Consider the following 26,797-nt stretch of genomic DNA (forward strand, 5'->3'; position numbering starts at 1 on the left):
GGTGGCATCGCCTGACGGCATCACGCTGGCCCACGGGCTGGGCGGGGCGAAGGACCTGCCGATCTCGCCCGAGCTGGCGATCGCCGGTGCGACCGCTGCCCTGGTCATCTCGTTCACCGTCCTCGCGATCGCGTGGCGCACCCCGAGGTACGACGCCGCGACCAGCGGGCGGGTCGCACCGCCCGGGCTCGCCGCGATCGTCGACTCCCGCGCGTGGCGGATCACCTGGCGGGTCGTCGGCTTCGCGATCTTCCTCTACGCCGTCATGGTCGCGGTGTTCGGCAAGGACCTGGCGATCAACCCGATCCTCGGCATCGTCTACGTGTGGTGGTGGGTCGGCCTGGTGCCGCTCTCCCTGTTCTTCGGCCCGGTCTGGAAGGCGATCAGCCCGGTCCGCACCATCAACCTCGGCTTCGCGAAGATCTCCGGCAGCGACCCGGACCGCGGCCTGTTCGAGTACCCGGAGCGCCTGGGCAACTGGCCGGCGGCGTTCGGTCTCTTCGCGTTCGTCTGGCTCGAGCTCGTCTACCCCTACCCCACCGAGCTCGGCCCGGTGCGGCTCTGGGCGGCGGCGTACGTCGCGGTGATGCTGGTCGGCGGCGCCCTGTTCGGCAACCGCTTCTACGAGCGCGCCGACCCCTTCGAGGTCTACTCCACGCTGGTCTCGCGGATGTCGGTCTGGGGCCGGCGCGGTGAGCAGCTGGTGATCCGCAGCCCGTTGGCGAACCTCGACACGACGCCGGTGCGGCCGGGCCTGGTCGCGGTGGTCGCGGTGCTGTTCGGCAGCACGGCGTTCGACTCGTTCCAGGACTCCACCCGCTGGGTGAAGTTCGTGCAGGGCGGCGACACCTCGCCGTACCTGCTGAACAACATCGGGCTGCTGGCGTTCTGCGTCGCGGCCGGCGCCGTCTTCGCGCTCGGGTGCGTGCTCACCGGGCTCGGCGACGACCTACGCCGCGTGGAGCTGCCGAACCAGTTCGCGCACTCGATGATCCCGATCATCGTGGGCTACATCGTCGCCCACTACCTGAGCTACCTGGTCGAGGTCGGCTGGCTGACGCTGATCTACGCCAGCGACCCGTTCAGCAACGGCAGCAACTGGTTCGGCACCGCCGACCTGCCGCTGTTCACCTGGCTGAGCTACCACCCGACGTTCCTGGCGAACACCAAGGTGCTGGCGGTCGTGCTCGGCCACGTGCTCGGCGTGATCGCGGCGCACGAGCGGGCGATCCGGATCCTGCCGAAGCGGCACCAGCTCACCGGGCAGCTGCCGCTGCTGTTCGCGATGATCGCGTTCACCGCGGGCGGGCTGTACCTGCTGTTCGCGGCGTAGGGGTTGCGCCTCGGCCTGACGGGTACGGCCTCATGGCCATCACATCGTCAGGGAGGAAGACACATGTCGGACGACAACGCGGTCGCCAAGGAGCTCGTGGAGACGCTGAAGGACGGCGAGCGGGGCTTCGCCCGCGCGGCCGAGAAGGTGCGCGACGGGGACCACCCGGAGTGGGCAGCGACGCTGCAGCGGCTGTCGGAGCAGCGCGCCGAGTTCCGCCGCGAGATCGTCGCGCTGGGTCACGACTACGGCGAGGACGTCGACGAGAGCGGCTCCGTCGCGGGCGCCCTGCACCGCGGGTGGATCTCGCTCAAGGACGCCCTGACCGGTGACGACCCCAGCGCGGTCCTCAAGGCCGCGGCGACGGGCGAGGACCACGCCGTGAGCGAGTACGAGAAGGGCCTCCAGAAGGACCTCAGCGCCGGCTTCCGCGACGTCGTGGACCGCCAGCGCGCCGCGGTCGTGGCCGCACGCGACGAGGTCAAGGCCCTGCAGGCGAGCGCCTAGCGGCTACGCCGCCTCGCGGCCGGCGTCGAGGCCGGCGTCCCACGGGGCGCTGGCCGCGGCGACGACCGAGGCGTCGAGCACGTCGGCCAGGATGATCGCGGCAGCGCGCAGGCGGGCGGAGCGGAAGACCGCACTGCGGCGTACCGACTCGCTGGACACCCCGGTGACCCGGTGCACCATCCGCAGCGAGACCTGGCGGTGGGTCATCGCGGCCGCGGCGAGCAGCTGGTCGGCCATGCCGTCCCAGTAGCGCAGCGGGTGCGACAGCCAGGCGCGGCGCACCGCCTCGGTGCGCTCCAGCTCGGTGGTGGTCTTGATGATGCCGCCGAGGACGTCGAGGACCCGGCTGTACTCCGGGCCGAAGCCCAGCTCCTCCTCGGGCCCGACCATCTGGCGCAGCGGGCGCAGCGTGTGGCTCAGGACCGACGGGTCGGTCCAGGGCTCGAGGTGCAGCACGGTCGCGATGTCGCAGACCGCGTCGACGCCGGCCCGCTCGAGGTCGTCGAGGGACGGGAACTGGTCGATGTAGTAGTGCAGCAGGCTGCGGCGCACCCGGATCTGGCGCACCAACATGTCGCCGGGCGCCCCGGGCGGGAGCACGGTCGTGCTGACCGCTCCCCGCAGCTGGCCGAGCAGGGTCAGCTCCTCGCGCGAGAGGCGGGGCAGGAGCGCAGGCACGACGGACCCCAGGAGCGGAGATACCGCCCTGGTCCGCCCGTCCGGGTAGAGCAGGGCACTCTCCATCTCCGAGGCCATCGGCTCGAGATCGTCTAGGTGCCACACGAGGACAGAAATCGGCAGATTTCGGCCCGCCCTGAGTGGATCGGGCACCCTATTTCCGGACGCGATCAGGCCGGTAAAGGGGCGAGCACGTCGGCGACCCGCCCGAGCGCCCGGCTCAGTGGCGTGTCCCCCACCTCGACCAGCGTCCGTCCGGCCACCAGCGCCCGGTCGACCGCCGCCTGGTCGTCGGGAAGGAAGTGCAGCCCGGCGACGCGGGCGAAGCCGGTCACCATGCCTGCGATGTCGCGCTCGGACCAGCCGAGCGTCGGGCGCATCCGGTTGACCACCACGTGCACGGGGCGCGACCCGAGGAGGTCGCGCACCTCCACGAGCGCGCGGCCGAGCCGCGCCAGGCCGACCGGGTCGGCGGCACCGACGACGACCACCTCGTCGGCCACCTCGAGCGACCCGAGCGTCAGCTGGTTGCGTCCGGGCCGTGAGGCGTACTCCGAGCCCGGGTCGTCCTCCAGGCTGAAGCCGGTGTCCACGACGACCTCGCCCTGCTCGCGCGCGAGCTCCAGGAGGTGCTCGACCGCGCCGGAGCGCACCTCCACCCAGCGATCCCCGCGAGGCAGCCCGGTGACCACGCTCAGGTGCTGGTCCAGGCCGCGCTGCACCGCCGCGAACCGCTCGGCGAGCTGCCCGGACCCGGCCAGCCGAGCCGCGGCGAGCAGCCCGGAGACCTCGTCGAGGATGCCGAGCTGCTGGGCGACCGCTCCGCCGTACGGGTCCGCGTCGACGAGGATCGTGCGGCGCTGCCGGCGCGCGATCTCGGCCGCCAGCCCGATCGCGACCGTGGTGCGCCCGGGGGCGCCCGCCGGGCCCCAGACGGCAGTCACCCGGCCCCCCGGACCCGCCACCGGCCCGTGTACCGGTGGCGGGCCGACCGGCGGCGGACCGTCCGGCAGCGGACGGACGGCGGTCGCCGGGGTCTCTGGGGTGGTGACGGCGTCGGGCAGGGCCCCGAGGTCGTCGTCGGTGACGACGCGGTGGATGCCGATCCGGGCGGCGCGCAGCCGCCCGCCGTCGAGGGTCGCGCCGCCGGCCGCGATCGCGACCGGCCGGATCCCGTGCCGGCGCAGGTGGTCGACGGCCGTCCGGTCGAGACCGGGCGCGTCGATGCCGAGCACGGCGGCATCGGCCTGGCCCGCGGTGGCCGCGGCGAGCAGGTCGTCGACGTCCACGCAGCGCTTGAGCACCACCACGCCCGGGTGCTCGCCGAGGACCCGCAGCGCGCCGGTCTCCCAGGCCGCGCCCGAGGCGACGATCAGGACGAGCGCGCGGTCGGTCACGTCAGCTCCACCGGACGACGGTCAGCACCGGGTTCTCGATCCGGCCGAGGGCGGCGAGGAAGGCGCTGGCGTCGCCCGCGGGGACCGCCACGACCAGCTGGCGGCGGCCGGTGACGGTGCCGAAGCCGTCCTCCAGCGCCGGGGCGTCGACGACCGTGGCCTGCGCCAGCACCGGGTCGGACGCCTCGGAGCGGGCGCTCGGGTCACGCAGGTAGACGTCGACCACCGAGCCGGCGCGCACCGACCCCGGCACCTGGTCGGCATCGACCGCCACCGGCAGCTCGACGGTGTCCGGCGCCGTGTCCGCGGCGCCGAGGGCGGCCCGCGGCAGCAGCTCGCCCGCGCCGACGCCACGCAGCAGCCGCAGGTCGGCCGGCAGCTCGTCGTCCACCGTGAAGTAGCCGGCCAGCTGGTCGGCGTCGGCGAAGCGGACCCGGTGGGCGACGAGGTCGTCGGCGGTGAGCTGCGACCCCGGCCCGGCGTCGGTCGACACCGCCCAGACCGACACGGTGTCGTCGGCGGCGGCCAGCAGCCGCGCACCCGCGACCACCGAGACGACGACCAGCAGCACGCCCACCCACAGCCGGGGGTCGCGCCAGCCCGGCCGCGCGGCACGGGTGGCCGGCGGGACCGGGCCGGCCGCCCGGTCCACGGGCGCCCGCGCCGTCCCGAGACTCACGCGGTGATGATGGCCTCCCCGCCCCGATCCGAAACCCGTCCTCCACAGCCACCCGCCGGGTCGCCACGCGGACCCGCGAGGGTGCGACGATGGGGCCATGGCCGGCACCCCCCGCTTCCTCACGCTCGCCGACGTCGCCGAGGTCCTCAACACCTCCAGCGCGCAGGTCTACGCGCTCGTGCGCCGCGGCGACCTGCCGGCGATCAAGATCGGCGGCCGGGGTCAGTGGCGCGTCGAGTCGGCCCAGCTCGAGGAGTACATCGCGCGGATGTACGCCGAGACCCGGGCGTTCGTCGACGAGCACCCGTACGTCGAGTCCGACGCGGACCAGACGACCAGCTGACCGGTTAGCTGGCCGGTTAGCTGGCCGGTTAGCTGGCCGGTCAGCCGACCTGCTCGCCGAGCGTCACCGAGATGGTGCGCTCCTCGCCGTCGCGCTCCACGGTGAACTCGACGGTCTCCCCGGGCTGGTGGGTCCGGATCGCGACGATCAGGGCGATCCCGTCGGTCACCCGCTGCCCCTCGATCTCGGTGATCACGTCGCCCTTCTGCAGGCCGCTGCGCTCGGCCGGGGTGTCCGGCTCGACCGAGTCGATCTCCGCGCCGGAGGCGTCGGTCCGGCCGCCGGTGCGGACCTTGGCGCCGATGACGGGGTAGCTCGCCTCGCCGGTGCGCAGGATCTGGTCGGCGGTGACCCGCACCTGCTCGATCGGGATCGCGAAGCCGACGCCGATGTTGCCGGACTGCTCGCCGGTGATGCCGCCGCCGCCCGTGGTGGCGATCGCGGAGTTCACGCCGACCACCTGGCCGCGCAGGTTCACCAGCGGGCCACCGGAGTTGCCGGGGTTGATCGCCGCGTCGGTCTGCACCGCGTTGATGTACGACGACTCGCTGCTGGAGTCACCGGTGGTCACCGGCCGGTCCTTGGCGCTGACGATGCCCGCGGTCACCGTCGAGCTGAGCCCGAGCGGCGAGCCGATCGCGACGACCTCCTCCCCGACGAGCAGCGAGCGGGAGGCGCCGAGCGCGGCGGGCTCCATGCCGCGCGCCTCGGGCGCGAAGAGCACCGCGAGGTCGTACACCGGGCTCCGGCCCACGACCGTGGCGGAGTACCGGTTGCCGTCCTGGTCGACGATCTCGATCGGGCCGTCGTCCTCGTCGGCCCCCTCCACCACGTGGTTGTTGGTGATGACGTGGCCCTGGCGGTCCAGGATGAAGCCCGACCCGGACGCCCCGGCCTCCTGGCCCTCGTACTCCGCGACGATCTGCACCGTGCTCGGGAGCAGCCGCCGGGCCACCTCGGCCACGGAGCCGTTCTCCACCGGCAGCGGTGCCTCGGAGACCGTGTCGACGCCGGCCAGGCCGTCGCCCACGAACCCGTCGCCGTCGCTCGCGCGCTCGTAGACCGCCGCGCCGGCGACACCGCCGGCGATGCCGAGCACCAGCGCCAGCACGCACACGACCGGCCAGATCCAGCCGGACACCCGGCCGCGGGGCGCCGGGGGGCGCGCGGCGGCGTACGGCGCGTAGGGCAGCTGTTGCGTCGGCGGGGGCGGCGGGTAGCCGCCCCACGCCTGCGGCGGCGCCCACGAGGGCGGCGGCGTCGTCGGCTGCTGGGGCGCGATCGGCTGCGTCGGCTCGGTGCCGTCCCGCGGGTCGTCCTGGCTCACGTCCCTATCTTGACCCGTGGCCCACAATCCACGCCTCCCGGGCTCTCAAGTGCGGACCCGGAGTGCCGATCATCTGGACATGACCACGTTGGCGACCCACACCGCGTCCCACGGCGACTGGTACCCCCAGCACGCCTGGGACGCTGGGTCGACCTGCATCGGCGGCCGGTTCGACGACGGCACCCGGGTCGACGTGGTCACTCACCGCGACGCGGAGTACCGCGGGCACCAGCAGCAGGCCTGGAACGAGTGGCTGCACGGGCGCGTGCTCGTCGTGATCCACGACGACGCGCCGCCGGCGCTCGTGGTCCCGGTCGACCGGATCACCCCGGGGGCGATCCACCTCGCCGTCTCGGCGTGGGCCACCGGCCACGCCAGCTCCGTCGCGGCCTGACGACCTTCAGCGGCGCATGCGCGCGAACGCCGTCGGCTGCGTGGCGGCCGGGGGCCGCGGCTGCTCGGTCTGGTTGATCGAGGCCGGCGCGGGCCGCTCGATCGTGGGCGTGGACGCCGGAGCGATGCCGAAGACGAGCACGCCCATCACGGCGGCGCCGACGGCACCGCTGCCGATCGCGACCATGCCGACGTTGCGGCGCCGGTGGTCGAGGCTCGGCTGCAGGTAGGCCTCGCCGGCGGGGGCGAAGTCGCAGGCACCCATCAGGGAGCCCTTGAGCCAGTCCGGGGTCGACGGCGCGGCCACCTCGAAGGTCAGTCCGGCGAGCCGGGTCTTGACCCAGCCCTCCCGCTCGACGAGGTCACGGCAGGCGTGGCACCCGTGCACGTGCTCCCAGGCGCGCTCGGTCTCCTCCGGGGAGAGCTGACCGTCGAGCAGCGCGCTCGTCCGGGTCCCGAGGTGGCCCATCACGAGGCCGAACCCTGTCCGGACAGCAGCGGGCCGGCGTACCGGGCCCGGCCGTCGCCGGGCGCGCGGTGCGCGAGCGCGCTGCGCAGCATCGCCCGGCCGCGGTGGATGCGGGATCGCACGGTGCCGAGCTTCGCGCCGAGGATCTCCGCGATCTCCTCGTAGCTGAGGCCCTCGACGTCGCACAGGACGACCGCCGCGCGGAAGTCCGGCGGGAGCGTCGCCAGGGCCAGCTCGATGTCGTCGTCGAAGGTGCGGTCGGCGTACGCCGCGTCCGGGGTCGGCGACGAGCTGGTGAGCCGGTCGGCGCGCTCGTCGGAGAGGGCGTCGAAGCGGATCCGCTGCTTGCGGCGGGCCTGGTCGAGGAAGAGGTTCGTGGTGATGCGGTGCAGCCAGCCCTCGAACGTGCCGGGGGTGTAGGTCGACAGCGAGCGGAACACGCGGACGAACACCTCCTGGGTGAGGTCCTCCGCGTCGTGCCGGTTGCCGGTCAGCCGGTAGGCGAGGCGGTACACGCGATCGGAGTGCTGCTCGACGATCTCTTCCCACGACGGCACCGCGGCACTGCTCAGCGGTGCGTCGGTCATGGGAGCCTCCTCGACTCGCTTGCTCTTCCTCAACCTACGAACCTTCGCTGAGAGTTTCCTGAGCCCCGGCTTCGGGCTGCTTACGTGAGGACCAACGATCAGTGCCGGCCCGGTGTTCCCGCGCGTCACCACGACTCGACCGGGCGCCGGGGATACGGTGAGGTCGCACGTCCGCCCCAGGAGGCCCGCCATCACCACGCCGATCAAGCCCGCCAGCTGGTCCTACGCCGAGCAGTACGTCGCCGAGGACGACGTCCTGGTCGCGGCTCGGTCGCGCTCGGAGGAGGTCGGCGTCGTGCCGATCGGCTCCGGCGGCGGCGCCACCCTGCGCTTCCTCACCTCGGTCCTCGACGCGCGCGCGGTCGTCGAGATCGGCACCGGCACCGGCGTCTCCGGGCTCTGGATGCTGCGCGGCATGCGCGCCGACGGCGTGCTCACCACCGTCGACATCGAGGCCGAGCACCAGCGCCTGGCCCGGCAGACGTTCACCGAGGCGGGCATCGCCAGCCAGCGGGTGCGGACGATCGCCGGTGCCGCGCTCGACGTCCTGCCCCGGCTCACCGACGGCCACTACGACGTGGTCTTCTGCGACGGCGACAAGGCGGAGTACTCCGCCTACCTCCACGAGGCGCTGCGGCTGCTGCGTCCCGGCGGCGTCGTCGCGTTCGACAACGCGCTCTGGCACGACCGGGTCGCCGACCCGGCGCAGCGTGACGAGAGCACGGTCGCGATCCGCGAGCTCGTCCGCCAGGTCGCCGAGCGCGACGACCTGGTGCCGGTGCTGCTCCCCGTCGGCGACGGCCTGCTGGTCGCCAAGAAGGAGTGGAGTCCCGAGGCCGGCTAGAACCGGGCCGCGGCGCGGAACCCGGCGCCACCCTCGGCGATCGCGACGATCTCGCACGCCTCGATCAGGATGGGCGGGCTGCCGACCATCTGGGAGCCCGGCACGGTGGCGGCGTTCTCGGTGAACTCCGCCTGGAACGCGGCCCGCTCCTCGTCGGTGTCGAACACGTAGCAGCCCTCGAACCACTCCCCCGGGACGCAGCGCCACACCTTGAGGTGCAGGCCCTCCATCGCGGAGAAGCGGGCGTGCGAGGTGCCCGCGACGTACGACGCGAGCTCCTCCTCGACACCGTCCGGGGCGTCGGCGAGCGACCATCGCACCGTCAGTCCGTTCATCGGCCGATCCCTTCTGTCGGGTGCTCCGACCCGAGCCACTGCAGCAGCGCCCGCGCGCCGAAACCGGTGGGCCCGGTCGTCCATTCGTAGGAGTCGGCGGGCGCGTCGCCGACCGAGGCGACGTCGAGGTGCGCCCAGGGCACGTCCCCGACGAAGTGCCGCAGGAACAGCGCCGCGGTGATCGCACCGGGGCCGTTGGGCGCGTTGTCGGAGTCGGCGACGCTCGAGACCAGCTTGCTCTCGTAGGCGTCGGTCAGCGGGAACCGCCACAACGGCTCCCCGGCCGCGACGCTGGCCGAGCGCAGGGCCGCGGCGAGCGACTCGTCGGTCGAGAAGAAGCCCCCGACCTGCTGGCCGAGGGCCACCTTCATGGCGCCGGTGAGGGTGGCGACGTCGACGACCACGTCGGGGCGCACCACCTCCACGGCGTACGCCAGGGCGTCGGCGAGGACCAGCCGGCCCTCCGCGTCGGTGTTGGTGACCTCGCTGGTGCGCCCGCCGTAGTGGGTGATCACGTCGCCGGGTCGCATCGACGAGGCGCCGACGGCGTTCTCGGCGGCGGCGACCAGCCCGACCACGCGCACCGGACAGTCGACGGCGGCGAGCGCCGCCATCGTCGCCATCACGACCGCGCCACCGGTCATGTCGCGCTTCATGTTCACCATCGCCTCGCCGGGCTTGATGGACAGCCCGCCGGTGTCGAAGGTGATGCCCTTGCCGACGAGCGCGACCGTGGGCGTACGCCGGCCGGCCTTGCGCGGTGCGAAGTCCATGCGGACCAGGCGCGGCGGCGTCGCGGACGCGCGGCCGACCGCGAGCAGCCCACCGAAGCCGTCCGCCGCGAGCCGCTTCTCGTCCCAGACCGTGACCTCGAGACCCGCCTCCTCCGCGATCTCGACGGCCTGCTCGGCCAGCCAGGGTGGGTTCTTGAGGTTCGACGGCACCGTGCACAGCATCCGGGAGCGCCAGCCCGCGCCACCGACGGCGACCGCGCGGGTCAGCACCGGCGCCAGGGAGCCCGGCAGGTCGGCGAGCACGACCCGGGCCACCGGCCGGTGCTGCGGCGGGCCGGAGCGCCACGTGAAGCTGAACGAGCCGAGCATCGCACCGACCACGAACGCCTCGACGCCGTCCTCCGGGGCGATCGCGGTCACCGAGGTGGCGACCGCGTCGCGGTCGCGACAGGCCCGGCCGACGGCCGCGCCGGCGCGGCGCAGGTCGTCGGGCCGCTGCGCACCCACGCCGACCAGCAGCACCAGGCGCAGCGCGGGGTTCTCGGGGCTGCCGAGCGGCACCGGGACCGAGGTGACCTCGCCGGCCTCGCCGGTCGCCGAGCTCAGCTCCAGGACGCCGAGCAGGTCCACGCCGATCCGGTCGGCGAGCTCCTCGGCTCCCGGGCCGAGCACGACCGTCTCGTCGTCGTCGCCCGGCAGCACCGGGACGGCGACCACGTCCACCCCCACGACGGCGTGCGGCAGCACCTCACTGAGCGCGAACTCGGGAGGTGAAACCTGCGCCGGGAGTTGGGGGCGAACGGGTGTCGTCACGGCGTCAGCCGACGACGTCCTTGAGGGCGTTTCCGAGTGCGCCGGCCTCTTCGGCGTTGAGCTCGACAACGAGGCGGCCACCGCCCTCGAGCGGGACGCGCATCACGATGCCGCGTCCTTCCTTGGTGACCTCCAGCGGACCGTCGCCCGTCCGCGGCTTCATCGCCGCCATCCGCGCACCTTCCTTTTCCGTTCTCGAGCCAGGAGGGAGCCAGAAAGAGCCCTCCCACGCCATATGTGTGGACCATTATCCCCCATCGCGCGGTGACGTGGAGCACAGGGCGAGGTCCGAGCCCCGATCCGGCTGGCAGACTCCTGTCATGCAGGCCCGCTCCGCGCTCTTCGACGTGTACGGCGACCACCTGCGCAGCCGGGGCAGCGAGGCTCCGGTGGCGGCCGTCGTCCGGATGCTCGACCCGGTCGGGATCGCCGCTCCGGCGGTCCGCACGGCGATCTCCCGGATGGTGATGCAGGGCTGGCTCGAGCCGGTCCAGCTCGCGGGCGGACGCGGCTACCGGACCAGCGAACGGGCCAACCGCCGCCTCGACGAGGCCGGCAACCGGATCTACCGGCGCGAGGCACCGGACTGGGACGGCCACTGGCACCTGGCCTTCGTCTCCGCGCCGCAGAGCCGGGCGGCGCGGGCGCGGCTGCGGGCCGGGCTGACCTTCCTCGGGTACGCCGAGCTGAGCGACGGGGTCTGGGTCAGCCCCTACCCGCGCGCCGAGCTGGCGTCCATGGTCGAGCGGGAGGGCGCGACGGTGCGGGTGGCCCGTGCCGACCGGTTCGACCCCGAGCCGACCGGCGCGTGGGACCTCGACGGGCTGCGGGCGTCGTACGACGGGTGGCTGCAGGCGGCCGGCGACCTCGTCGACCAGCACTTCTCGGCGCACGACGACGAGGACGAGGCGGCGTTCGCCGCGCGCTTCCACCTGGTCCACGAGTGGCGCAAGTTCCTGTTCGCCGACCCCGGGCTGCCCGACGACCTGCTGCCCGACGACTGGCCGGGGCACGAGGCGGCGCAGCTGTTCGCGCGCGAGGCGAACCGGCTCAAGCCCGGCACCGACCGGTTCGTCGCACGTTGCCTGGGCGCCTGACAGACTGCAGCGCATGACCGACTCCCCTGTGCTGCTCGACCCCGTGCTGCTCGACGTCACCGACGGCGTCGCCACGATCACGCTGAACCGGCCCGAGGCGTACAACAGCCTGAACATCGCGACCAAGGAGCTGCTGCGCGACACCGTGCGCCAGGTCGCCGAGGACGACGCGGTCCGCTGCGTGGTGCTGACCGGCACGGGCAAGGCGTTCTGCACCGGCCAGGACCTCAAGGAGCACATCGAGCTGCTGGAGAACGGTGGCAGCGACGCGCTCTTCACCACCGTCGACGACCACTACAACCCGACCGTCACCGCGCTGGCGACGATGGCCAAGCCGGTGATCGCCGCGGTGAACGGCGTCGCCGCCGGCGCGGGCGCGAGCCTCGCGTTCGCCTGCGACCTGCGCATCGTCGCCGACACCGCCGGGTTCAACCTGGCGTTCGCGAACGTCGCGCTCTCCTGCGACACCGGCGCCAGCTACCACCTGCAGCGGCTCGTCGGACGAGCCAAGGCGCTCGAGCTCCTCTACTTCCCGTCGACGGTCTCGGCGGCCGACGCCCTGGACCTCGGGCTGGCCACCAAGGTCGTCCCGGCCGACCAGCTCGCTGCCGAGGTGGGCGCGCTCGCCTCGCGGCTCGCCGCCGGTCCGACGGTCGCCCTCGGCGCGATCCGTCAGTCGGTCGTGTACGCCGCCGGCCACTCGCTCGAGGAGTCCCTGGAGCTGGAGAGCGCGATGATGACCAAGACCGGCGCCACCGCCGACCACCGGGCCGCGGTCGCGGCGTTCGTGGCGAAGGAGAAGCCGGTCTTCGAGGGCCGCTGACGCCGTCAGCCGCGGCCCGCGCCCCAGATCGACAGCACCTGGCGGGGCACGGTCTCCTGCATCAGCCGGCGGGCCGGGTTGGCGCCGTACTCGACGGTGAGGGCGGAGCCGCGGAAGTGGTGGTTGTACCAGCCGGTCATCGTGCCGTGGCAGACCCCGCCGCACGTGAACGACTTGCGCGGCAGGTTGAGCTTGTCGGAGACCCGCCGAGCGAAGCGCTCGTCCTTGGTATCGGTGTCGACGCCGTACAACGGCTGGTGGAAGCTGACGATCCAGCGCGGCCGGATCTTCTTGAGGAACCGCATCATCGCGCGGGTCTCGGGCTCCGAGCCCGCCCGCGGTCCGGACTCGTAGCTGCCGTCGAGGTCGGCCCACCGGTACGGGTAGTTGCGGTTGAGGTCGACGCCACGGCCGTTCTTGCGGGTGCCGTGCGCGAGGCCGTCGGGGTTGTAGACGGGGACGACCCAGAGGTTCAGGCCGTGGATGGGGCGCCGGTCGCGCAGGCTCGTCAGGATCCGGCGGGTGTCGTTCTCGTCGCCGTGCATGGTCGAGATCAGCAGCACCTTGGGCTTGCCGCGCTCCCCCAGCCGGAACGCCTTGATCGGGCGGCCCTGGGCCGACTTCCCGATCACCACCTTCTGCACGACCGCCGGGCGCTCGTCGGGGGCGCGGAGCGCCGATGCCGGAGCAGCGAGGCCCAGGGACAGGGGGAAGGACAGGGCGAGTGAGGTGAGCAGGATCCCGAGACGCATGGGCAGGGAGCCTAGGTCAGACCAGGGCGTTGAGGTAGGCCCAGGTGAAGACGCCCACCCCGACGAGCATCCCGACGTGCGCGAGGATCGACAGCCCGGGACCCTCCGACCACGAGTCCTCGCGGCCGCCGGAGGAGTGCTTGCCCCGGCTCGGCAGCCAGCGGGCCAGGATCAGCAGGCCGAGCACGACCACGATCCACCAGAACGCGATCGCGGCGATGCCGACCGCGTCCCCACCCAGCACCGAGTCCTCCGGCGCGACCAGGAACGCGACCCAGAGCGCCAGGGCGATCACGCCGGTGACGGTGTGCGCGTGGACCAGCCCGTGACCGAGGTCGTGGCGGCCGGCGCCGCTGTCCGAACGCGCCAGCCGGACCTGGGTCAGCACGACCACGACGGCAGCCAGAGCCGTCAGGACGTAGACGATCACCTCGGTCGACACGGAGCGAAGTGTGCCCTACGCCGTGGGCTCGTCGCCACGCCCCCGCTCGGTGCCCTGCTCCCGGTCGGCCTCCTCGCGCTCGCTGGCGAGCCGGTCGAGGAGCGCGTCGACCTCGGACATCCGGTAGCCGCGGAAGCCCAGCGAGAAGCGCACCCGGCGCAGGTCGTCGGCGGTGAGCGGACCCTCCGCGGGGACGCTGGAGTCCGGGCGGTCGTCGTACACCTCGGCGAGCGGGGCGCCGCGTCCGGCGGCGACCAGGGCGATGCCGCCGAGCGCCAGCACGACCAGGATCGCGAAGAACCACATCACGAGGACTCATCCTCCCGGCTGCGGACCATCAGCGCGACCGCCTCCTCGACGTCGTCGGTGAGCACCAGCCGGTCGATGTCGTCCTGCCGGATCGTGCCCTCGGCGAGCTGGGTGTCGCGCATCCAGTCGACCAGGCCCTGCCAGTACGACGTGCCGATCAGCACGATCGGGAAGCTGGTGATCTTGCCGGTCTGGGCCAGCGTGGCCGCCTCGAACATCTCGTCGAGGGTGCCGAGGCCGCCGGGCAGCACCGCGAAGCCCTGGGAGTACTTGACGAACATCGTCTTGCGAGCGAAGAAGTAGCGGAAGTGCACGCCGACGTCGACCCAGTCGTTGAGGCCCGACTCCCACGGGAGCTCGATGCCGAGCCCGACGCTGACGCCGCCGGCCTCGCTGGCCCCCTTGTTGGCGGCCTCCATCGCGCCGGGCCCGCCGCCGGTGATGACCGCGAAGCCCTCCTCGACCAGCCGCCGGCCGAGCGTCTCGGCGACGGCGTACGACGGGTGCTCGGGCCCGAGCCGGGCGGAGCCGAAGACCGAGATGGCCGGACCCAGCTCCGCGAGCGCACCGAAGCCCTCGACCAGCTCGGCCTGCATGCGCAGGACCCGCCACGGGTCGGTGTGGACCCAGTCGCTGGGGCCGCGCGAGTCCAGCAGCCGCTGGTCGGTGGTCGAGTCGTCGATCTGGTTGCGGCGCTGGATGATCGGGCCCTTGAACCGGGCCCTCACGAGGTCAGCCACCGTCGGAGCCGGTCCTCGCAGCGGGTGATGTGCTCCACGGGCACGTGCTCCTCCTGCTTGTGGGCGAGCATCGGGTCGCCCGGGCCGTAGTTGACCGCGGGCACCCCGAGGCCGCTGAACCGGGCGACGTCGGTCCACCCGAACTTCGGGTTGACCTCGCCGCCGACCGCCTCGACGAACGCCTTCGCGGCGGGCAGGTCGAGCCCGGGCAGCGCACCGGGGGCGGAGTCGGTGAGCGTGACGTCGAAGCCGTCGAAGAACTCGCGGACGAACGTCTCGGCCTCCGCCTCCGAGCGGTCCGGGGCGAAGCGGAAGTTCACCTCGACCACGCACTCGTCGGGGAGCACGTTGCCGGCGACGCCGCCACGGATGAACACCGCGTTGAGGCCCTCGTGGTACTCGAGGCCGTCGATCACCGGCGTGCGCGCGTCGTACTCGTTCAAGCGGCGCAGCACCTCGGCGGCGCCGTGGATCGCGTTGACCCCGCGCCAGCTGCGCGCGGTGTGGGCGCGCTCGCCGGTCGTGCGCACCTCGACGCGCAGCGTGCCCTGGCACCCGGCCTCGACCACGGCGTTCGAGGGCTCCATGAGGATCGCGAAGTCGGCGGCCATCAGGTCGGGGCGGGCCTCGGCGAGCAGGCGCAGGCCGTTGTACTTCGCGTCGATCTCCTCGGCCTCGTAGAGGATGTAGGTGACGTCGCGGACCGGCTCGGGCACGGTCGCCGCGAGCCGCAGCAGCACGGCGTCCCCGCCCTTCATGTCGCAGGTGCCGAGGCCATGCAGCAGCGCGCCGTCGCGGCGGGCCGGCAGGTTGTCGTTGACCGGCACCGTGTCGAGGTGGCCCGCGATCACGACCCGCTCGCCGCGCCCGAGGTCGGTGCGGGCGACCACGGTGTGGCCGACCCGCTCCACCGTCAGGTGCGACAGCGCGCCCAGCGCCTCCTCGACCGCGTCCGCGATCTCCCGCTCGTGCAGGCTGACCGACTCGATGTTGACCAGCTGCTCGGTGAGCGTGACGGCGTCTGCGGTGAGGTCGAGCTGCATGGGGCCATCCAACCAGCCGAGCGGTGTGCCCGGACCGTCGAGAGTCGGGAAACGGCCCTTCCAGGGGCCGACTCGGGGCCGTTTCGCGTCTCTCGACGGAAGATGACCAGCCCACAGAACTAGAACCTGTTCTAGAGTGAGCGCATGCGCAACGGACTCGTGCTCTTCACCTCCGACCGCGGCATCAGGCCGGCCACCCTCGGCATGGCCGCGGAGGAGCGGGGCTTCGACACGTTCTACGTGCCCGAGCACACCCACATCCCGGTCAAGCGCACGGCGGCCCACCCGGGGACCGGCGACGAGACGCTGCCCGACGACCGCTACCTGCGCACCCTCGACCCGTGGGTCTCCCTCGCGACCGTCGCCCAGGCGACCTCGCGGATCAAGCTCTCCACCGCGGTCGCGCTGCCGGTCGAGTCCGACCCGATCACGCTCGCCAAGCAGATCGCGACCCTCGACCACCTCTCCGGCGGTCGCGTCGAGATCGGCGCGGGCTTCGGCTGGAACACCGACGAGCTCGCCGACCACCACGTCCCGGCCGCCCGGCGCCGCACCGTCCTCAAGGAGTACGTCGAGGCGATGCGAGCGCTCTGGACGCAGGAGGAGGCGTCGTACGACGGCGAGTTCGTGTCGTTCGGGCCGTCCTGGGCCTACCCCAAGCCGGCCGCCCACATCCCGCTGATCATCGGCGCCGGCGGTGGCCCGAAGACGTTCGCGTGGATCGCGGCCAACGCCGACGGCTGGATGACCACGCCGACGCAGCAGGACATCTCCGGCCAGATCGAGGCGCTGAAGAAGGCGTGGGCGGAGGCCGGCCGCGACGGCGCGCCGGAGATCCGGATCCTGATCGCGTTCAAGCCGAACCCCGAGGACCTGATGGCCTGGGCCGAGCAGGGCGCCACCGAGCTGATCTGGGGCGTCCCGGACAAGTCCGAGGACGAGGTGCTCGGCTCGCTCGACCGCCTCGCCGGCCGGCTCGGCCTGGGCTAGCCGCGCGGCAGCTCGAGCTCGTCGCGCAGCTTCTCGGCCCGGACGTCCCAGGCCAGGACGCCGTCGCGCGCCGAGGCGGAGTAGAGCGTGCGGCCGTCGGGCGCGAACGCCACCGCGACCGGGTCGTCGGTGTGACCGACGAGCTCGCGCACCCCGTTGTCGACCGGGGTCCACAGCCGCACGGTGTCGTCCTCCCGGTCGGTGAACGCAACGGTCCGGGACTCCGGGGCGAAGGTGAGCTGCTGGAGGAACCGCCCGTCGAGCACCGCCTCGAGGCTCAGGTCGGCCGCGTTCCAGACCGCCGGAGCGCCACCCGGCCCAGGCCCCGCGATCCAGGCACCGTCCGGGCTCCACGCGAGACCGTCGCTCTCCCCCGACGACCGCGGCAGCGTGCCGACCAGCTCTCCGGACGGTACGGCGTACACCTCGACCGGTCCCCCGCCGGCGGTCGCGACCCGGGTGCCGTCGGGGCTGAACGCGAGCGCGTGGACCTCCGACTCCGTGGCGATGGTGGCGACGTCGGCGCCGTCCGTCCCCCAGATCCGCACCTCGGGCTCGGCACCGGCGGCCGCGACGAGCTCGCCGTCGGGGCTGAAGGCGACGGCCTGGACCACCGAGCCGTCCGTGGCCTCCTCGCCGGCGAGTCCGTCCAGCTCGGCGGTCGTGTCACCGGTGTCGGCGTCGACGAGCAGCACGGTCGGGCCGTCGGCGCCGGCGAGCAGGCTCCAGTCCGGGGTGATCGCCAGGTGGCTGCCGCCGCTGACCTCCGTGAGGCTGCCGTCTGCCGTGTCCCATCGGCAGATGCCCTCCCAGCAGTCGGCGAGCACCTGCGCCCCGTCGGGGCTCACCGACAGCTGGTCCGGAAGCACCGCGCCACCCGCCAGGTCGCCCGCGGCCGGCGCCTCGGCGGTCGGCGCCTCGGCGGTCGGCTCCGGGTCGTCGCCGCACCCGGCGAGCACCGCCAGGGCCAGCAGCGCCGCAGCAGCAGCGGCCGTCCGAGATCGGGTGCGCATCGTCGTCCTTCGTTCGTCATGGCCCGTCACCGGTCGGACGCGGTGCCGCCGGGCCGGGTTCCGCGGGCGGTCAGTCGGGCGGGAACAGCTCGGTGACGTCGAACCACGCCTCGCTGCCGTCGTCGCAGACGTGGCGGTCGAGGTGGCGCCGCCCGTCGCGCTCGACGGACTGCTCGGTCGAACGTCGTCGCAGCGAGCGCAGCACGTCGTACTCGTCGCTCACCCGGAGCACCGACCAGGGCCGTTCCCGGGAGCCGTCACCCGTGGCGAGGATGCCGGCCAGCGCGACCTCCGCGAGCAGCCGCTCGCGGGCGGCTTCGTCCGTGCGGCCGGCCCGCGCCAGGGCGGCGGCGAGCGCGGCGTGCGCGGACGGGCTGAGCAGGGCTCCGGGCATCAGCCGCTCGAGGTCCTCCAGGCCGTCGGCCTCACTCACGACGAGGCCCGGGTCGAAGCTGCCGGAGCCGCGGACGGCCCGGCGCACCTCGGCCAGCGCCGCGGGGCTGCGGTCGGCGAGGTAGCGCCCGACCAGGTCACCGACGGTGGTCATCGCGCCTCCTCGAGCAGCCGGTCGATCTCGGCCTCGGTGAGACCGTCGAGGTACTCCCGGCCGGCGTCGCGGGCGTCGTCCTCGACGGGCTGGGTGAAGTAGTCCTCGTAGCTCACGCCCGGGTCGTCGGGATCCTGGTAGTTCTCGAAGTTGTCCTCCCAGGAGTTGGCCTGGTCGGCGGTGATGCCGTCGTCGCGGTGCTCGTCGAACGGGTCGCTCTCCCAGGGGAACTGCCAGTCGTTCTCGTCGCGGACCGCCTCGTGCTGACGACCGTGACGGACCTCGTGGGCGACGGTGTGGAGCAGGCGCGGGTCGTCGAGCAGACCCTCGTTGAGGCGCAGGGTGCCGGGCTCACCGTCGCTCCACGAGCCGTTCGAGCCCCAGGACTCGTCCTCCCACACGATCTCCGGCATCTCCAGGCCGCTGTCCTCGGACAGCTCCTCGATCATCTGCTCGATGACCGCGCGCCGCTCCGTGTCGGACAGCTGGGCCCAACGGGCGGCGACGTCGGGGTCGGCCGTGCCGTACTCGTCGACGTCCTGGACGTGCCCGCTCGGGATGCTGTCGGCGATCGTCGCGTCGGCGGCGGCGGCGCGGACCAGGATCGCGGTGACGTCGTCGGCGAGCGCCTGCGCCTGGTTGCGACGGACGGTGGCGTGCTCCTCGGCCTCCCACCGGCTGTCGAAGGTCCGCGGCTCGCTGACGTCGGTCACGGAGCCGTCGTCGCCGATCTCGAACTGGCCGGCCTTCGCCTGGCCCTCGACGTCGGCGACCAGCCGCTCGATGTCGGTCACCAGGGTCTCGGCGTCGTAGAGCGCCCGCTGCACCTGGCGCTTGCCCTCGAGGTGGGTGGTCATCGACCGCACCAGCGCGTCGCGCCGGAACTCGGCGACGTAGCGCGCCAGCCCCGTCCACGACGCCGGGATCGCCTGGGCCTCGACCTGGTCCCTGCTCTCCTCCAGCACCTTGGCGTCGGCGCGGACCCCGTCGCCGGCCTGGCCGAGCGGGGCGGCCCTCCAGCTCTTCACCTCGCCGTACCCGACCGGCATCAGCCGCTCCCCGGCAGCAGCCCGAGCAGGCCGTTGAAGCCCTGACCGACGCCGGCGTCGGTGCCGGCGGCGTCCTCGCCGGCGGCGGCGAGGGAGCTCGCGTACGACGCCGCGCTGTCCGCCCACGCGTCGACCTCGTCGTCCCAGCTCGTGCCGAGGTCGGACAGCAGCCCGACCGACGTCGCGCCGGGGATCGCGGACCCCGCGGTCGACAGGTGGCTCGACGACCCGTGCCCGCGGGCACCCTCGCCCGCGGCCGACACCGCGTGCGACGCGGCGGTCATGTCCGAAGGGACCACCTGGAAGACGGTCATGGCATCGGGATGCCCGGTCAGTGGCGTCCTAAACGGTCAGCGCGGGCGGGCGACGTACGCCTCGATGCCGTCGAGGATGCGGCCCAGCCCGAACTCGAGCTCGCGGCGCGGGTCGGTGCCGGCCTGGTAGGCCTCGCCGGCGGCCGAGCCGACCCGTTCCGCGAGCGGGTAGTCGCGGCCGGCCATCACCCGGCCCAGCTCGTCGCTGTTGGCCTCCCACCACTCGAGGTCGGTCTGGCCCGACTGGCGCTCGGCCTGGCGTACGGCGTGCTCGGCGCGGACGACGTTGGTCGCGAAGCCGACGACGAGGGTGATCGTCTGGTCCATCTCGATGTCGTCGAGCCCGACGCCCTCGACCGCCGAGAGCTGCCACTCGTACCGGTCGGCCGCGTGCGGGCCCAGCCACGGCCGGACGCCGACGACGTCCAGCAGCCACGGGTGCGCGCGCCAGTCCGCGAGCTGCACCTCCGCGACCTGGGTCAGCCGCGCGCGCAGGTCGCCGGTCAGCGGCGGCAGCTCGGTGCGCCCGAGCACCTGGTCGAGCATGAGGACGACCAGGTCGTCGCGGCTGGCGACGTACGAGTAGAGCGTCATCGCGCCGATGCCGAGCTGCTCGGCGAGCGTGCGCATCGACAGGGCGGCGAGCCCGTCGCGGTCGGCGAGCTCGATGGCCGCGTCCACGACCTCGTCGACGCTGACCCGGGGCGGTCGCCCGCGCTTCGGCGCACCGTCGTCCGCTGGCAGCACGTGGCGCCACAGCAGCGGGAGCGTCGGGTCGGCCACAGCGCGATCCTACTTTCTCGTACATCGTACGGAACAAATGCTAGGGTCCGTCCGTTCTTATCCGTACATCGTACGATTAAGGAGGCGGGATGGAACCCCCACTGATCGCCCAGGGCGTCCGCAAGCGCTACGGCGACACCCAGGCGCTCGACGGCTTCGACCTCGAGGTCGGCGCCGGGACGGTGCACGCGCTGCTCGGGCCCAACGGCGCCGGCAAGAGCACGGCGGTCCACTCGTTCGCGACGCTCACGAGGTACGACGCGGGCGAGGTCCGGGTGGCCGGGCACGACGTCCGCCGTGCGGGGGCGGCGGTACGCCGCTCGATCGGCCTGGTCGGCCAGACCCCGGCGCTCGACGAGGTCTTGTTCGGCCGGGAGAACCTCGTGCTGCTCGGGCGGCTGCACGCGATGTCGGCACGAGAGGCCGGCCGCCGGGCCGACGAGCTGCTCGCGTCGTACGGGCTCACGGAGGCGGGCGGCCGCAAGGTCGCGACGTACTCCGGCGGCATGCGGCGGCGCCTCGACATCGCCGCCAGCCTGATCCGGCGACCCCGCCTGCTGTTCCTCGACGAGCCGACGACCGGGCTGGACCCGCGCGGTCGCAACGAGGTCTGGGCGGCGGTGCGCCAGGTCGTCGCCGAGGGCACCACGGTGCTGTTGACCACGCAGTACCTCGACGAGGCCGACCAGCTCGCCGACCGGATCACCGTGATGGGCGCAGGGCGGGTGATCGCCGAGGGCACCTCGGCCGAGCTCAAGGACCGGCTCGGCGGCGACCGGGTGATCGTGACCGCGGCCGGCGTCGACGTCGTCGCCGGGGCGCTCGGCGCGCCCGCCGATCCGGACACCGGGCAGGTCGTGGTCGAGGCGGGGCCGGACGGTGGGACCGCCGCGCTGCTGCGCGTCGTCCGGGCGCTCGACGCCGCCGGCCTCGAGGTCGACGACGTGCAGCTGCGACGGCCGACGCTCGACGAGGTCTTCCTCCACCTGACCGAAGGGATCAGCCGATGAACGCACCCGTGACGACACTCAGGCAGAGCTGGGTGATGACCCAGCGCGACCTCAAGCACTGGCAGCGCGAGCCGTGGACGCCGATCTTCGGCATCGCGTTCTCGGTGATGCTGCTGCTGGTCTTCGGCTTCCTGTTCGGCGGCGCGATCGAGGTGCCGGGCGGTGGCGACTACCTGGACTACCTGCTGCCGGGCATGTTCGCGATGACGATGCTGTTCGGCGTCGAGACCACGATGGCGGCGGTCACCGAGGACACGAAGCGTGGCATCACCGACCGGTTCCGCTCGATGCCGATCAGCAGCGTCGCCGTGCCCCTCGGCCGGGCGGCGGCCGACATCACCAACTCCGCCGCGCAGCTCGCGGTGCTGATGGTCGGTGGCCTGGTCGTGGGCTGGAGCATCGACGGCTCGGCCGCCGATGCCGCGCTCGCGGTCGCGCTGCTGCTGTGGCTGCGGTTCGCCGTGCTGTGGATCGGGATCTACCTCGGCCTGGTGATGCGCGGCGAGGGCGCGCTGATGGCGGTGCAGGTGCTCGTGTGGCCGCTGGCGTTCACGTCGAACCTCCTGGTGGCGCCGGAGACCATGCCGGACTGGCTGGGCGTGATCGCGCAGCTCAACCCGGTCTCGGCGACCGCCGCGGCCGCGCGCGAGCTGTTCGGCAACCCGACCGGCATCACCGACGGCCTGCTGGCCGACCACGCGGTGCTGGTCGCGCTGGCGTGGCCGGCCGTGCTGACGGCGGTGTTCCTGCCGCTCGCGGCGCGGGCCTACCGGAACCTGAGCCGCTAGGCCTTCGCGACCGTCACGGTCGGCTCACCCTCGGGACCCTCGACGACGTCGTACGACGTCGCGAGGGTCTCGCTGGTGATCAGCTCCTCGTGGGTGCGGGCCGCGGCCTGCACCTCGGCCGAGCCGGCGATGGTCAGCGTGATCCGGTCGGAGACCTCGAGGCCGGCGTCGCGGCGGGCCTGCTGCACCTGGCGGACCAGGTCGCGGGCGACACCCTCGGCGGCGAGCTCCGGCGTGACCTCGGTGTCGAGGACGACGAAGCCGCCGCGGCGCAGCACGCCGGTCGCCACGCCGCTGTCCGCGGAGCCGGCGACGGTCTCGAGGGAGTACTCCCCCTCCTCCAGCACCAGGCCACCGGCGGTGACGGTGCCGTCGTCGGCCACCGACCAGTCGCCGGACTTCGAGCCCTTGATCGCGAGCTGCACGTCCTTGCCCAGGCGCGGCCCGGCGGCCCGGGCGTTGACGGTCAGCTTCTGCTCCACGCCGTACGACGCGGCCTCGTCGGAGTCGGTCGCGACCAGCCGGACCTGCTTGACGTTGACCTCGTCGCGGACGATCGCCTCGAACCCGGCCAGCGCGGCCGGGTCGTCGACGACGACGGTCAGCGTCGAGAGGGGCAGCCGGTTGCGCAGGTTGCCGGCCTTGCGGAGCGCGGACGTCGCCGAGCAGACCTCGCGCACGGCGTCCATCGCGGACACCAGCGCGTCGTCGGCCGGCAGCTCGTCGGCCAGCGGCCAGTCCGCGAGGTGCACCGAGCGGCCACCGGTCAGCCCGCGCCAGACCTCCTCGGTGGTCAGCGGCATCAGCGGCGCGGTCGCGCGGCAGACGATCTCGAGCACCGTGTAGAGCGTGTCGAACGCGTCGGCGTTGTCGCCCCAGAACCGGTCGCGGGAACGACGGATGTACCAGTTCGTCAGCACGTCGAGGAACGAGCGCGTCGCGTCGCACGCGTCCGCGACGGCGTACGCGTCGAGCGCGGTCGTCATCTCGTCGACGTACTGCCGGCACTTGGCCAGCAGGTAGCGGTCCAGCGGGTCGCTCGAGTCCGTCCGCCGAGTGGCGTCGTACGACGAAGCGTTCGCGTACAGCTGGAAGAAGTACCAGCTGTTCCACAGCGGGATCAGCACCTGGCGCACCGAGTCGCGGATGCCCTGCTCGGTGACGACCAGGTTGCCGCCGCGCAGGATCGGCGACGACATGAGGAACCAGCGCATCGCGTCGGCGCCGTCGCGGTCGAAGACCTCGCGCACGTCGGGGTAGTTGCGCAGCGACTTCGACATCTTGTTGCCGTCGGAGCCGAGCACGATGCCGTGGCTGATGCAGTTCTCGAACGCCGGCTTGTCGAAGATCGCGGTCGCCAGGATGTGCAGCGTGTAGAACCAGCCGCGGGTCTGGCCGATGTACTCGACGATGAAGTCGGCCGGGAAGTGGTGCTCGAACCAGTCGGCGTTCTCGAACGGCACGTGCACCTGGGCGAAGCTCATCGACCCGGAGTCGAACCACACGTCGAGCACGTCGGGCACGCGGCGCATCATCGACTTCCCGGTCGGGTCGTCGGGGTTCGGGCGGACGAGGTCGTCGATGTAGGGGCGGTGCAGGTCGGGCTCACCCGCGGCGTTGCGCGGCAGCCGGCCGAAGTCCTGCTCGAGCTTCTCGAACGAGCCGTACACGTCGATGCGCGGGTACGTCGGGTCGTCGGACTTCCACACCGGCACCGGGGAGCCCCAGAACCGGTTGCGGGTGATCGACCAGTCGCGGGCGTTCTCCAGCCAGCGCCCGAACTGCCCGTCCTGGATGTGGTCCGGGACCCAGTTGATCTCCTGGTTGAGCTCGAGCATCCGCTGCTTGAACGCGGTGACCTCGACGAACCACGACGAGACGCCCTTGTAGATCAGGGGCTCGCGGCAGCGCCAGCAGTGCGGGTAGCTGTGGTCGTAGGTCTCCCGGCGCAGCAGCACCGTGCCCTCGGTGATCGAGCCACCGCCGGTCTTGAGGTGCTCGATGATCTGGTGGTTGGCATCGAAGACCTGGAGGCCTTCGTACTCCACGACCGGGAACGTGAACTTGCCGTCCTTGCCGACCGGCATGACCGGCTCGATGCCCTCGCGGTCGGTGACGACCTTGTCGTCCTCACCGAAGGCGCCGGCGGTGTGCACGAGACCCGTACCGTCCGTGGTCGTCACGAACTCGGCGGGCACGACGCGGAACGCCCTCTCGTGGCCGAGGTAGTAGGAGAACGGCGGCGTGTAGACGAGCCCGACCAGGTCGGCGCCCTTGCCCCGCCACGTCACGGTCGGCTCGTCACCCAGCTCGCGGGCGTACGCCGCGACCCGCGCCTCGGCGAGGATGTAGCGGGTGCCCTCGACATCCACAGCGACGTAGTCGATGTCCTCGCCGACCATGACGGCGAGGTTGCTGGTCAGCGTCCACGGGGTCGTGGTCCAGATGAGCAGCTTGGCGCCCTGGAACTCGCCGGGCGTCGTCACGTCGTACCCGACGGTGACGGCCGGGTCCTGGCGCATCTGGTAGACGTCGTCGTCCATGCGCAGCTCGTGGTTGGACAGCGGCGTCTCGTCGTTCCAGCAGTACGGCAGGACGCGGAAGCCTTCGTAGACCAGGCCCTTGTCGTAGAGCTGCTGGAAGGCCCAGATCACCGACTCCATGTACTCGGCGTTCATGGTGCGGTAGTCGTTGTCGAAGTCGACCCAGCGGGCCTGGCGAGTGACGTACTCGCGCCACTCGCCGGTGTACTTCATGACCGACGCGCGGCAGGCCTCGTTGAACTTCTCGATGCCCAGCTCGAGGATCTCGTCGGTCGTCTTGATGCCGTTGAGCCGCATCGCCTCGAGCTCGGCCGGCAGCCCGTGGGTGTCCCAGCCGAAGCGGCGCTCGACGCGCTTGCCGCGCATGGTCTGGTAGCGCGGGATGAGGTCCTTGACGTACCCGGTCAGCAGGTGGCCGTAGTGCGGCAGGCCGTTGGCGAACGGCGGGCCGTCGTAGAAGACGAACTCGTTCGCGCCGTTCTCGCCGGGGTCGCGCTGGTCGATGCTGGCCTGGAAGGTGTCGTCCTTCTCCCAGAACTCCAGGATGCGCTCCTCGATCTCCGGGAAGCGCGGGCTCGAGGGCACGCTGCCGGAGTCGTTCTTCGGGTAGCTCATCGTGGGCATCTCCTGCGGTGTCGGTCTGGACTCACCACAGGGACGACGTCAGCCGCGGTACCACCCTGCTTGCTCCCAGCTCTCGCGGAGGAGCCACTCGTTCACGGCTGTGACGGGCCTACCCGCCGGGTTCTACTGGGCCCTGCCTCGCGGCTGGACTGTTCTTCCCGGGGCTCGCCGCTGATGACGGCTCAGACGCCTGTGGTCGAAGCGTACGGCGTTGGCTCGGCGGCTCGCTAATCGGTTAGGAGGAGAGGGTCGGGCGCGGGCGTCCGATAGTCCCTAACGTTTTGGCTGCCGACACGCCGGAACCAGCAGCCAAAACGTGAGGGACTATCGCCCATTCCCCGCACAGCCGACCTCCGCGCCCTGCGAGCTCACCCCGCGATCCGGTAGCGAAGCAGTCGAGCGCGCTGGTCCTCGGTGAGCTGACGGCGGGCCGCGACGCTGGTCGTCGGGATCCACCAGGGCGGAGGCTCGATGGTCCAGCGGGGAGCCTCCGACCGGCCGGCGCGGACCCGAGCCCGGGCGTACGCCTCGCGGAGGCGCCGGCTGAACGCGGTCGGGTCATGGCGGTCGGGTGCGACCATCGTGACGCACTCGAGGCCGACGGCGCGGTAGTCGGCCTCGCGCTGGATGTCCTTGGCACGCCGGGCGCCGGCGAGATGCAGACCACCGTCGTACTCCCCGACGACGCCGAGCACGGGGTCGAGGAGGTCCGGCGTCCCGATGTGCCGGCCGGCGAGGTCGAAGACCGGACGGTTGCACAGAGGACGGCGGAACCCGATGTCCACCGACCAGATCCATCGCATGTCGAACTCGGTCCACGACCAGGTGTTCTCGTCGCTGTAGGGGATCGCGTCGCGGCACTGCGGGATCCCGGTCCAGGCCGGATGGGCGAGGGCGTAGTCCTGGAGCTCGTCGATCGAGACCAGGTCGGAGTACGCCGCCATGTCGAGCACCGCGGCTGCCTCGCGCACGGACGCGGCGTACCTCATGGCGAAGCAGACCGACCGGACCGGGCTCGTGACCCGGAGGCCGTCGACGACCTGGAGCTCGCGCGGATCGACCTTCTCCTCGCAGATCGCGACGCCGGGGCGGCTGCGTGCATGCAGGTCCCCGGTCGTGAGCGTCACGTCCAGAAGGGCGCCGCGGCCATCGGTGCCGCCGAACCACCGCCCGCCCAGCCAACGCAGCGCCGCCCAGCCGGTGACGCCGCCGTACGCCGGCAGGTGTGCGGCCGCCTCGACGATCCGCTGCTCGACCGACTGGTCGTCCACCCACGACGGGACGTAGAGGCCCCAGGAGCTGCGGCGCCACCCTTCGCCTCTCGCCTCGGCCCGGGTCGGGCCGGTGCGGCCGCGCGGGTCCACCCGGACCGGGGCGACGACCCCGGGCCGATTCGGGTGGAGCTCGGGCGGTTGGAACACGCCCGCATCCTCGGACGGTCGCGGCCGGTCCTGCTGGCGTCATCCACAGGGGCACCTGAGATGGGCTGGT

The 26,797-nt window shown here is 72.7% G+C and carries 31 protein-coding genes; 10 read left to right on the plus strand and 21 right to left on the minus strand.

The annotated features are described in order from the left end of the window. Position 1: 1 nt before the first annotated feature. Together ABD875_RS20040 and ABD875_RS20045 are read left to right on the plus strand one after the other, a co-directional pair. Complete coding sequence (locus ABD875_RS20040) at positions 2-1,333, plus strand: hypothetical protein (protein ID WP_345181564.1); 1,332 nt, start codon at positions 2-4, stop codon at positions 1,331-1,333. Positions 1,334-1,396: 63 nt separating this feature from the next. After that, positions 1,397-1,840, plus strand: a complete 444-nt coding sequence (locus tag ABD875_RS20045) for a ferritin-like domain-containing protein (protein ID WP_345181566.1) — start codon at positions 1,397-1,399, stop codon at positions 1,838-1,840. Positions 1,841-1,843: 3 nt separating this feature from the next. Here the strand turns inward: ABD875_RS20045 and ABD875_RS20050 are convergent, their stop codons facing one another. The 3 genes from ABD875_RS20050 to ABD875_RS20060 all read right to left on the minus strand — a co-directional run bounded on the left by ABD875_RS20050 (position 1,844) and on the right by ABD875_RS20060 (position 4,594). After that, entirely contained in the window at positions 1,844-2,518 is a 675-nt protein-coding gene (locus tag ABD875_RS20050) for a hypothetical protein (protein WP_345181568.1), read from the minus strand. Positions 2,519-2,688: 170 nt separating this feature from the next. Continuing rightward, positions 2,689-3,915 carry a CpaE/TadZ family protein gene (locus tag ABD875_RS20055; protein ID WP_345181570.1) on the minus strand — a complete coding sequence of 409 codons (1,227 nt, stop codon included), beginning with the start codon at positions 3,913-3,915 and terminating at the stop codon, positions 2,689-2,691. A 1-nt stretch (position 3,916) separates the two neighbouring features. Beyond that, entirely contained in the window at positions 3,917-4,594 is a 678-nt protein-coding gene (locus ABD875_RS20060; protein WP_345181572.1) for a hypothetical protein, read from the minus strand. A gap of 97 nt (positions 4,595-4,691) precedes the next feature. Here ABD875_RS20060 and ABD875_RS20065 point away from each other — a divergent pair, with 97 nt between their 5' ends. Continuing rightward, complete coding sequence (locus ABD875_RS20065; protein ID WP_345181575.1) at positions 4,692-4,937, plus strand: helix-turn-helix domain-containing protein; 246 nt, start codon at positions 4,692-4,694, stop codon at positions 4,935-4,937. 40 nt (positions 4,938-4,977) lie between these two features. On the opposite strand, the gene ABD875_RS20070 is transcribed toward ABD875_RS20065, so the two are convergent. Next, positions 4,978-6,264 (minus strand): S1C family serine protease, encoded by a 1,287-nt coding sequence (locus tag ABD875_RS20070; protein WP_345181577.1) that lies wholly within the window; start codon positions 6,262-6,264, stop codon positions 4,978-4,980. 79 nt (positions 6,265-6,343) lie between these two features. On the opposite strand from ABD875_RS20070, the gene ABD875_RS20075 reads away from it, so the two are divergent. Continuing rightward, positions 6,344-6,658, plus strand: coding sequence for a hypothetical protein (locus tag ABD875_RS20075; protein WP_345181579.1), 315 nt, complete (start codon positions 6,344-6,346; stop codon positions 6,656-6,658). A gap of 6 nt (positions 6,659-6,664) precedes the next feature. Here the strand turns inward: ABD875_RS20075 and ABD875_RS20080 are convergent, their stop codons facing one another. Further along, complete coding sequence (locus ABD875_RS20080) at positions 6,665-7,129, minus strand: zf-HC2 domain-containing protein (RefSeq protein WP_345181582.1); 465 nt, start codon at positions 7,127-7,129, stop codon at positions 6,665-6,667. Beyond that, positions 7,126-7,713 (minus strand): RNA polymerase sigma factor SigE, encoded by a 588-nt coding sequence (sigE, locus tag ABD875_RS20085; RefSeq protein WP_379188326.1) that lies wholly within the window; start codon positions 7,711-7,713, stop codon positions 7,126-7,128. The genes ABD875_RS20080 and sigE overlap by 4 nt, the downstream gene beginning before the upstream one ends. Before the next feature lie 157 nt (positions 7,714-7,870). Between sigE and ABD875_RS20090 the strand changes: the two genes are divergently transcribed. Continuing rightward, positions 7,871-8,557, plus strand: coding sequence for an O-methyltransferase (locus ABD875_RS20090; protein WP_345181587.1), 687 nt, complete (start codon positions 7,871-7,873; stop codon positions 8,555-8,557). Here the strand turns inward: ABD875_RS20090 and ABD875_RS20095 are convergent. From ABD875_RS20095 to ABD875_RS20105, 3 genes are read right to left on the minus strand one after another with little or no spacing between them, the layout of a single operon-like run. Further along, the gene (locus tag ABD875_RS20095; RefSeq protein ID WP_345181589.1) at positions 8,554-8,892 is read right to left on the minus strand and encodes a hypothetical protein; all 339 of its coding nucleotides are present in this window, start codon (positions 8,890-8,892) and stop codon (positions 8,554-8,556) included. The genes ABD875_RS20090 and ABD875_RS20095 overlap by 4 nt on opposite strands. After that, on the minus strand, positions 8,889-10,439 hold the full coding sequence (locus tag ABD875_RS20100) for a leucyl aminopeptidase family protein (RefSeq protein WP_345181591.1): 1,551 nt from the start codon (positions 10,437-10,439) through the stop codon (positions 8,889-8,891). Before ABD875_RS20100 ends, ABD875_RS20095 begins: the two co-directional genes overlap by 4 nt. A 4-nt stretch (positions 10,440-10,443) precedes the next feature. After that, the gene (locus ABD875_RS20105; protein ID WP_081795029.1) at positions 10,444-10,611 is read right to left on the minus strand and encodes a DUF3117 domain-containing protein; all 168 of its coding nucleotides are present in this window, start codon (positions 10,609-10,611) and stop codon (positions 10,444-10,446) included. 148 nt (positions 10,612-10,759) lie between these two features. Between ABD875_RS20105 and ABD875_RS20110 the strand changes: the two genes are divergently transcribed. Together ABD875_RS20110 and ABD875_RS20115 are read left to right on the plus strand one after the other, a co-directional pair. Then, complete coding sequence (locus ABD875_RS20110) at positions 10,760-11,536, plus strand: PaaX family transcriptional regulator (protein WP_345181596.1); 777 nt, start codon at positions 10,760-10,762, stop codon at positions 11,534-11,536. Positions 11,537-11,549: 13 nt separating this feature from the next. Next, a complete protein-coding gene (locus ABD875_RS20115; RefSeq protein WP_345181600.1) occupies positions 11,550-12,359 on the plus strand; it encodes an enoyl-CoA hydratase/isomerase family protein in 810 nt (269 codons plus the stop codon). A gap of 5 nt (positions 12,360-12,364) precedes the next feature. On the opposite strand, the gene ABD875_RS20120 is transcribed toward ABD875_RS20115, so the two are convergent. From ABD875_RS20120 to dapE, 5 genes are read right to left on the minus strand one after another with little or no spacing between them, the layout of a single operon-like run. Then, complete coding sequence (locus ABD875_RS20120) at positions 12,365-13,111, minus strand: M14 family zinc carboxypeptidase (RefSeq protein WP_345181602.1); 747 nt, start codon at positions 13,109-13,111, stop codon at positions 12,365-12,367. Between the two features lie 16 nt (positions 13,112-13,127). Further along, the gene (locus ABD875_RS20125; protein WP_345181604.1) at positions 13,128-13,553 is read right to left on the minus strand and encodes a hypothetical protein; all 426 of its coding nucleotides are present in this window, start codon (positions 13,551-13,553) and stop codon (positions 13,128-13,130) included. A 15-nt stretch (positions 13,554-13,568) separates the two neighbouring features. Then, positions 13,569-13,859 (minus strand): DivIVA domain-containing protein, encoded by a 291-nt coding sequence (locus ABD875_RS20130; RefSeq protein ID WP_345181906.1) that lies wholly within the window; start codon positions 13,857-13,859, stop codon positions 13,569-13,571. Further along, complete coding sequence (locus tag ABD875_RS20135; RefSeq protein ID WP_345181606.1) at positions 13,859-14,602, minus strand: LOG family protein; 744 nt, start codon at positions 14,600-14,602, stop codon at positions 13,859-13,861. The genes ABD875_RS20130 and ABD875_RS20135 overlap by 1 nt, the downstream gene beginning before the upstream one ends. Next, complete coding sequence (dapE, locus tag ABD875_RS20140; protein WP_345181608.1) at positions 14,587-15,645, minus strand: succinyl-diaminopimelate desuccinylase; 1,059 nt, start codon at positions 15,643-15,645, stop codon at positions 14,587-14,589. The genes ABD875_RS20135 and dapE overlap by 16 nt, the downstream gene beginning before the upstream one ends. A gap of 144 nt (positions 15,646-15,789) precedes the next feature. Between dapE and ABD875_RS20145 the strand changes: the two genes are divergently transcribed. Then, a complete protein-coding gene (locus ABD875_RS20145) occupies positions 15,790-16,635 on the plus strand; it encodes an LLM class F420-dependent oxidoreductase (protein WP_345181611.1) in 846 nt (281 codons plus the stop codon). Here ABD875_RS20145 and ABD875_RS20150 read toward each other — a convergent pair. The 5 genes from ABD875_RS20150 to ABD875_RS20170 form a co-directional block, all read right to left on the minus strand. Next, the gene (locus tag ABD875_RS20150) at positions 16,632-17,648 is read right to left on the minus strand and encodes a WD40 repeat domain-containing protein (RefSeq protein WP_345181613.1); all 1,017 of its coding nucleotides are present in this window, start codon (positions 17,646-17,648) and stop codon (positions 16,632-16,634) included. The two genes, ABD875_RS20145 and ABD875_RS20150, sit on opposite strands and share 4 nt — an antisense overlap. A gap of 70 nt (positions 17,649-17,718) precedes the next feature. Continuing rightward, positions 17,719-18,195 (minus strand): DUF4919 domain-containing protein, encoded by a 477-nt coding sequence (locus tag ABD875_RS20155; protein ID WP_345181615.1) that lies wholly within the window; start codon positions 18,193-18,195, stop codon positions 17,719-17,721. Beyond that, positions 18,192-19,244, minus strand: coding sequence for a hypothetical protein (locus ABD875_RS20160; RefSeq protein WP_345181617.1), 1,053 nt, complete (start codon positions 19,242-19,244; stop codon positions 18,192-18,194). Before ABD875_RS20160 ends, ABD875_RS20155 begins: the two co-directional genes overlap by 4 nt. Further along, on the minus strand, positions 19,244-19,558 hold the full coding sequence (locus tag ABD875_RS20165; protein WP_345181619.1) for a hypothetical protein: 315 nt from the start codon (positions 19,556-19,558) through the stop codon (positions 19,244-19,246). Before ABD875_RS20165 ends, ABD875_RS20160 begins: the two co-directional genes overlap by 1 nt. A gap of 36 nt (positions 19,559-19,594) precedes the next feature. Beyond that, positions 19,595-20,341 carry a TetR/AcrR family transcriptional regulator gene (locus tag ABD875_RS20170; RefSeq protein ID WP_345181621.1) on the minus strand — a complete coding sequence of 249 codons (747 nt, stop codon included), beginning with the start codon at positions 20,339-20,341 and terminating at the stop codon, positions 19,595-19,597. Between the two features lie 89 nt (positions 20,342-20,430). On the opposite strand from ABD875_RS20170, the gene ABD875_RS20175 reads away from it, so the two are divergent. Together ABD875_RS20175 and ABD875_RS20180 are read left to right on the plus strand one after the other, a co-directional pair. Then, the gene (locus tag ABD875_RS20175; protein ID WP_345181623.1) at positions 20,431-21,351 is read left to right on the plus strand and encodes an ATP-binding cassette domain-containing protein; all 921 of its coding nucleotides are present in this window, start codon (positions 20,431-20,433) and stop codon (positions 21,349-21,351) included. 8 nt (positions 21,352-21,359) lie between these two features. After that, positions 21,360-22,139: an ABC transporter permease gene (locus ABD875_RS20180; RefSeq protein WP_345181625.1), complete on the plus strand. Its 780-nt coding sequence runs from the start codon at positions 21,360-21,362 to the stop codon at positions 22,137-22,139. Here the strand turns inward: ABD875_RS20180 and ileS are convergent. Both ileS and ABD875_RS20190 read right to left on the minus strand, forming a co-directional pair. Next, positions 22,136-25,297, minus strand: coding sequence for an isoleucine--tRNA ligase (ileS, locus tag ABD875_RS20185; RefSeq protein ID WP_345181627.1), 3,162 nt, complete (start codon positions 25,295-25,297; stop codon positions 22,136-22,138). The two genes, ABD875_RS20180 and ileS, sit on opposite strands and share 4 nt — an antisense overlap. A gap of 377 nt (positions 25,298-25,674) precedes the next feature. Beyond that, positions 25,675-26,727, minus strand: coding sequence for a hypothetical protein (locus ABD875_RS20190; RefSeq protein WP_345181629.1), 1,053 nt, complete (start codon positions 26,725-26,727; stop codon positions 25,675-25,677). Positions 26,728-26,797: the final 70 nt, after the last annotated feature.

Source organism: Nocardioides caricicola (assembly GCF_039541135.1).
GTDB classification, from domain to species: Bacteria; Actinomycetota; Actinomycetes; order Propionibacteriales; family Nocardioidaceae; genus Nocardioides; species Nocardioides caricicola.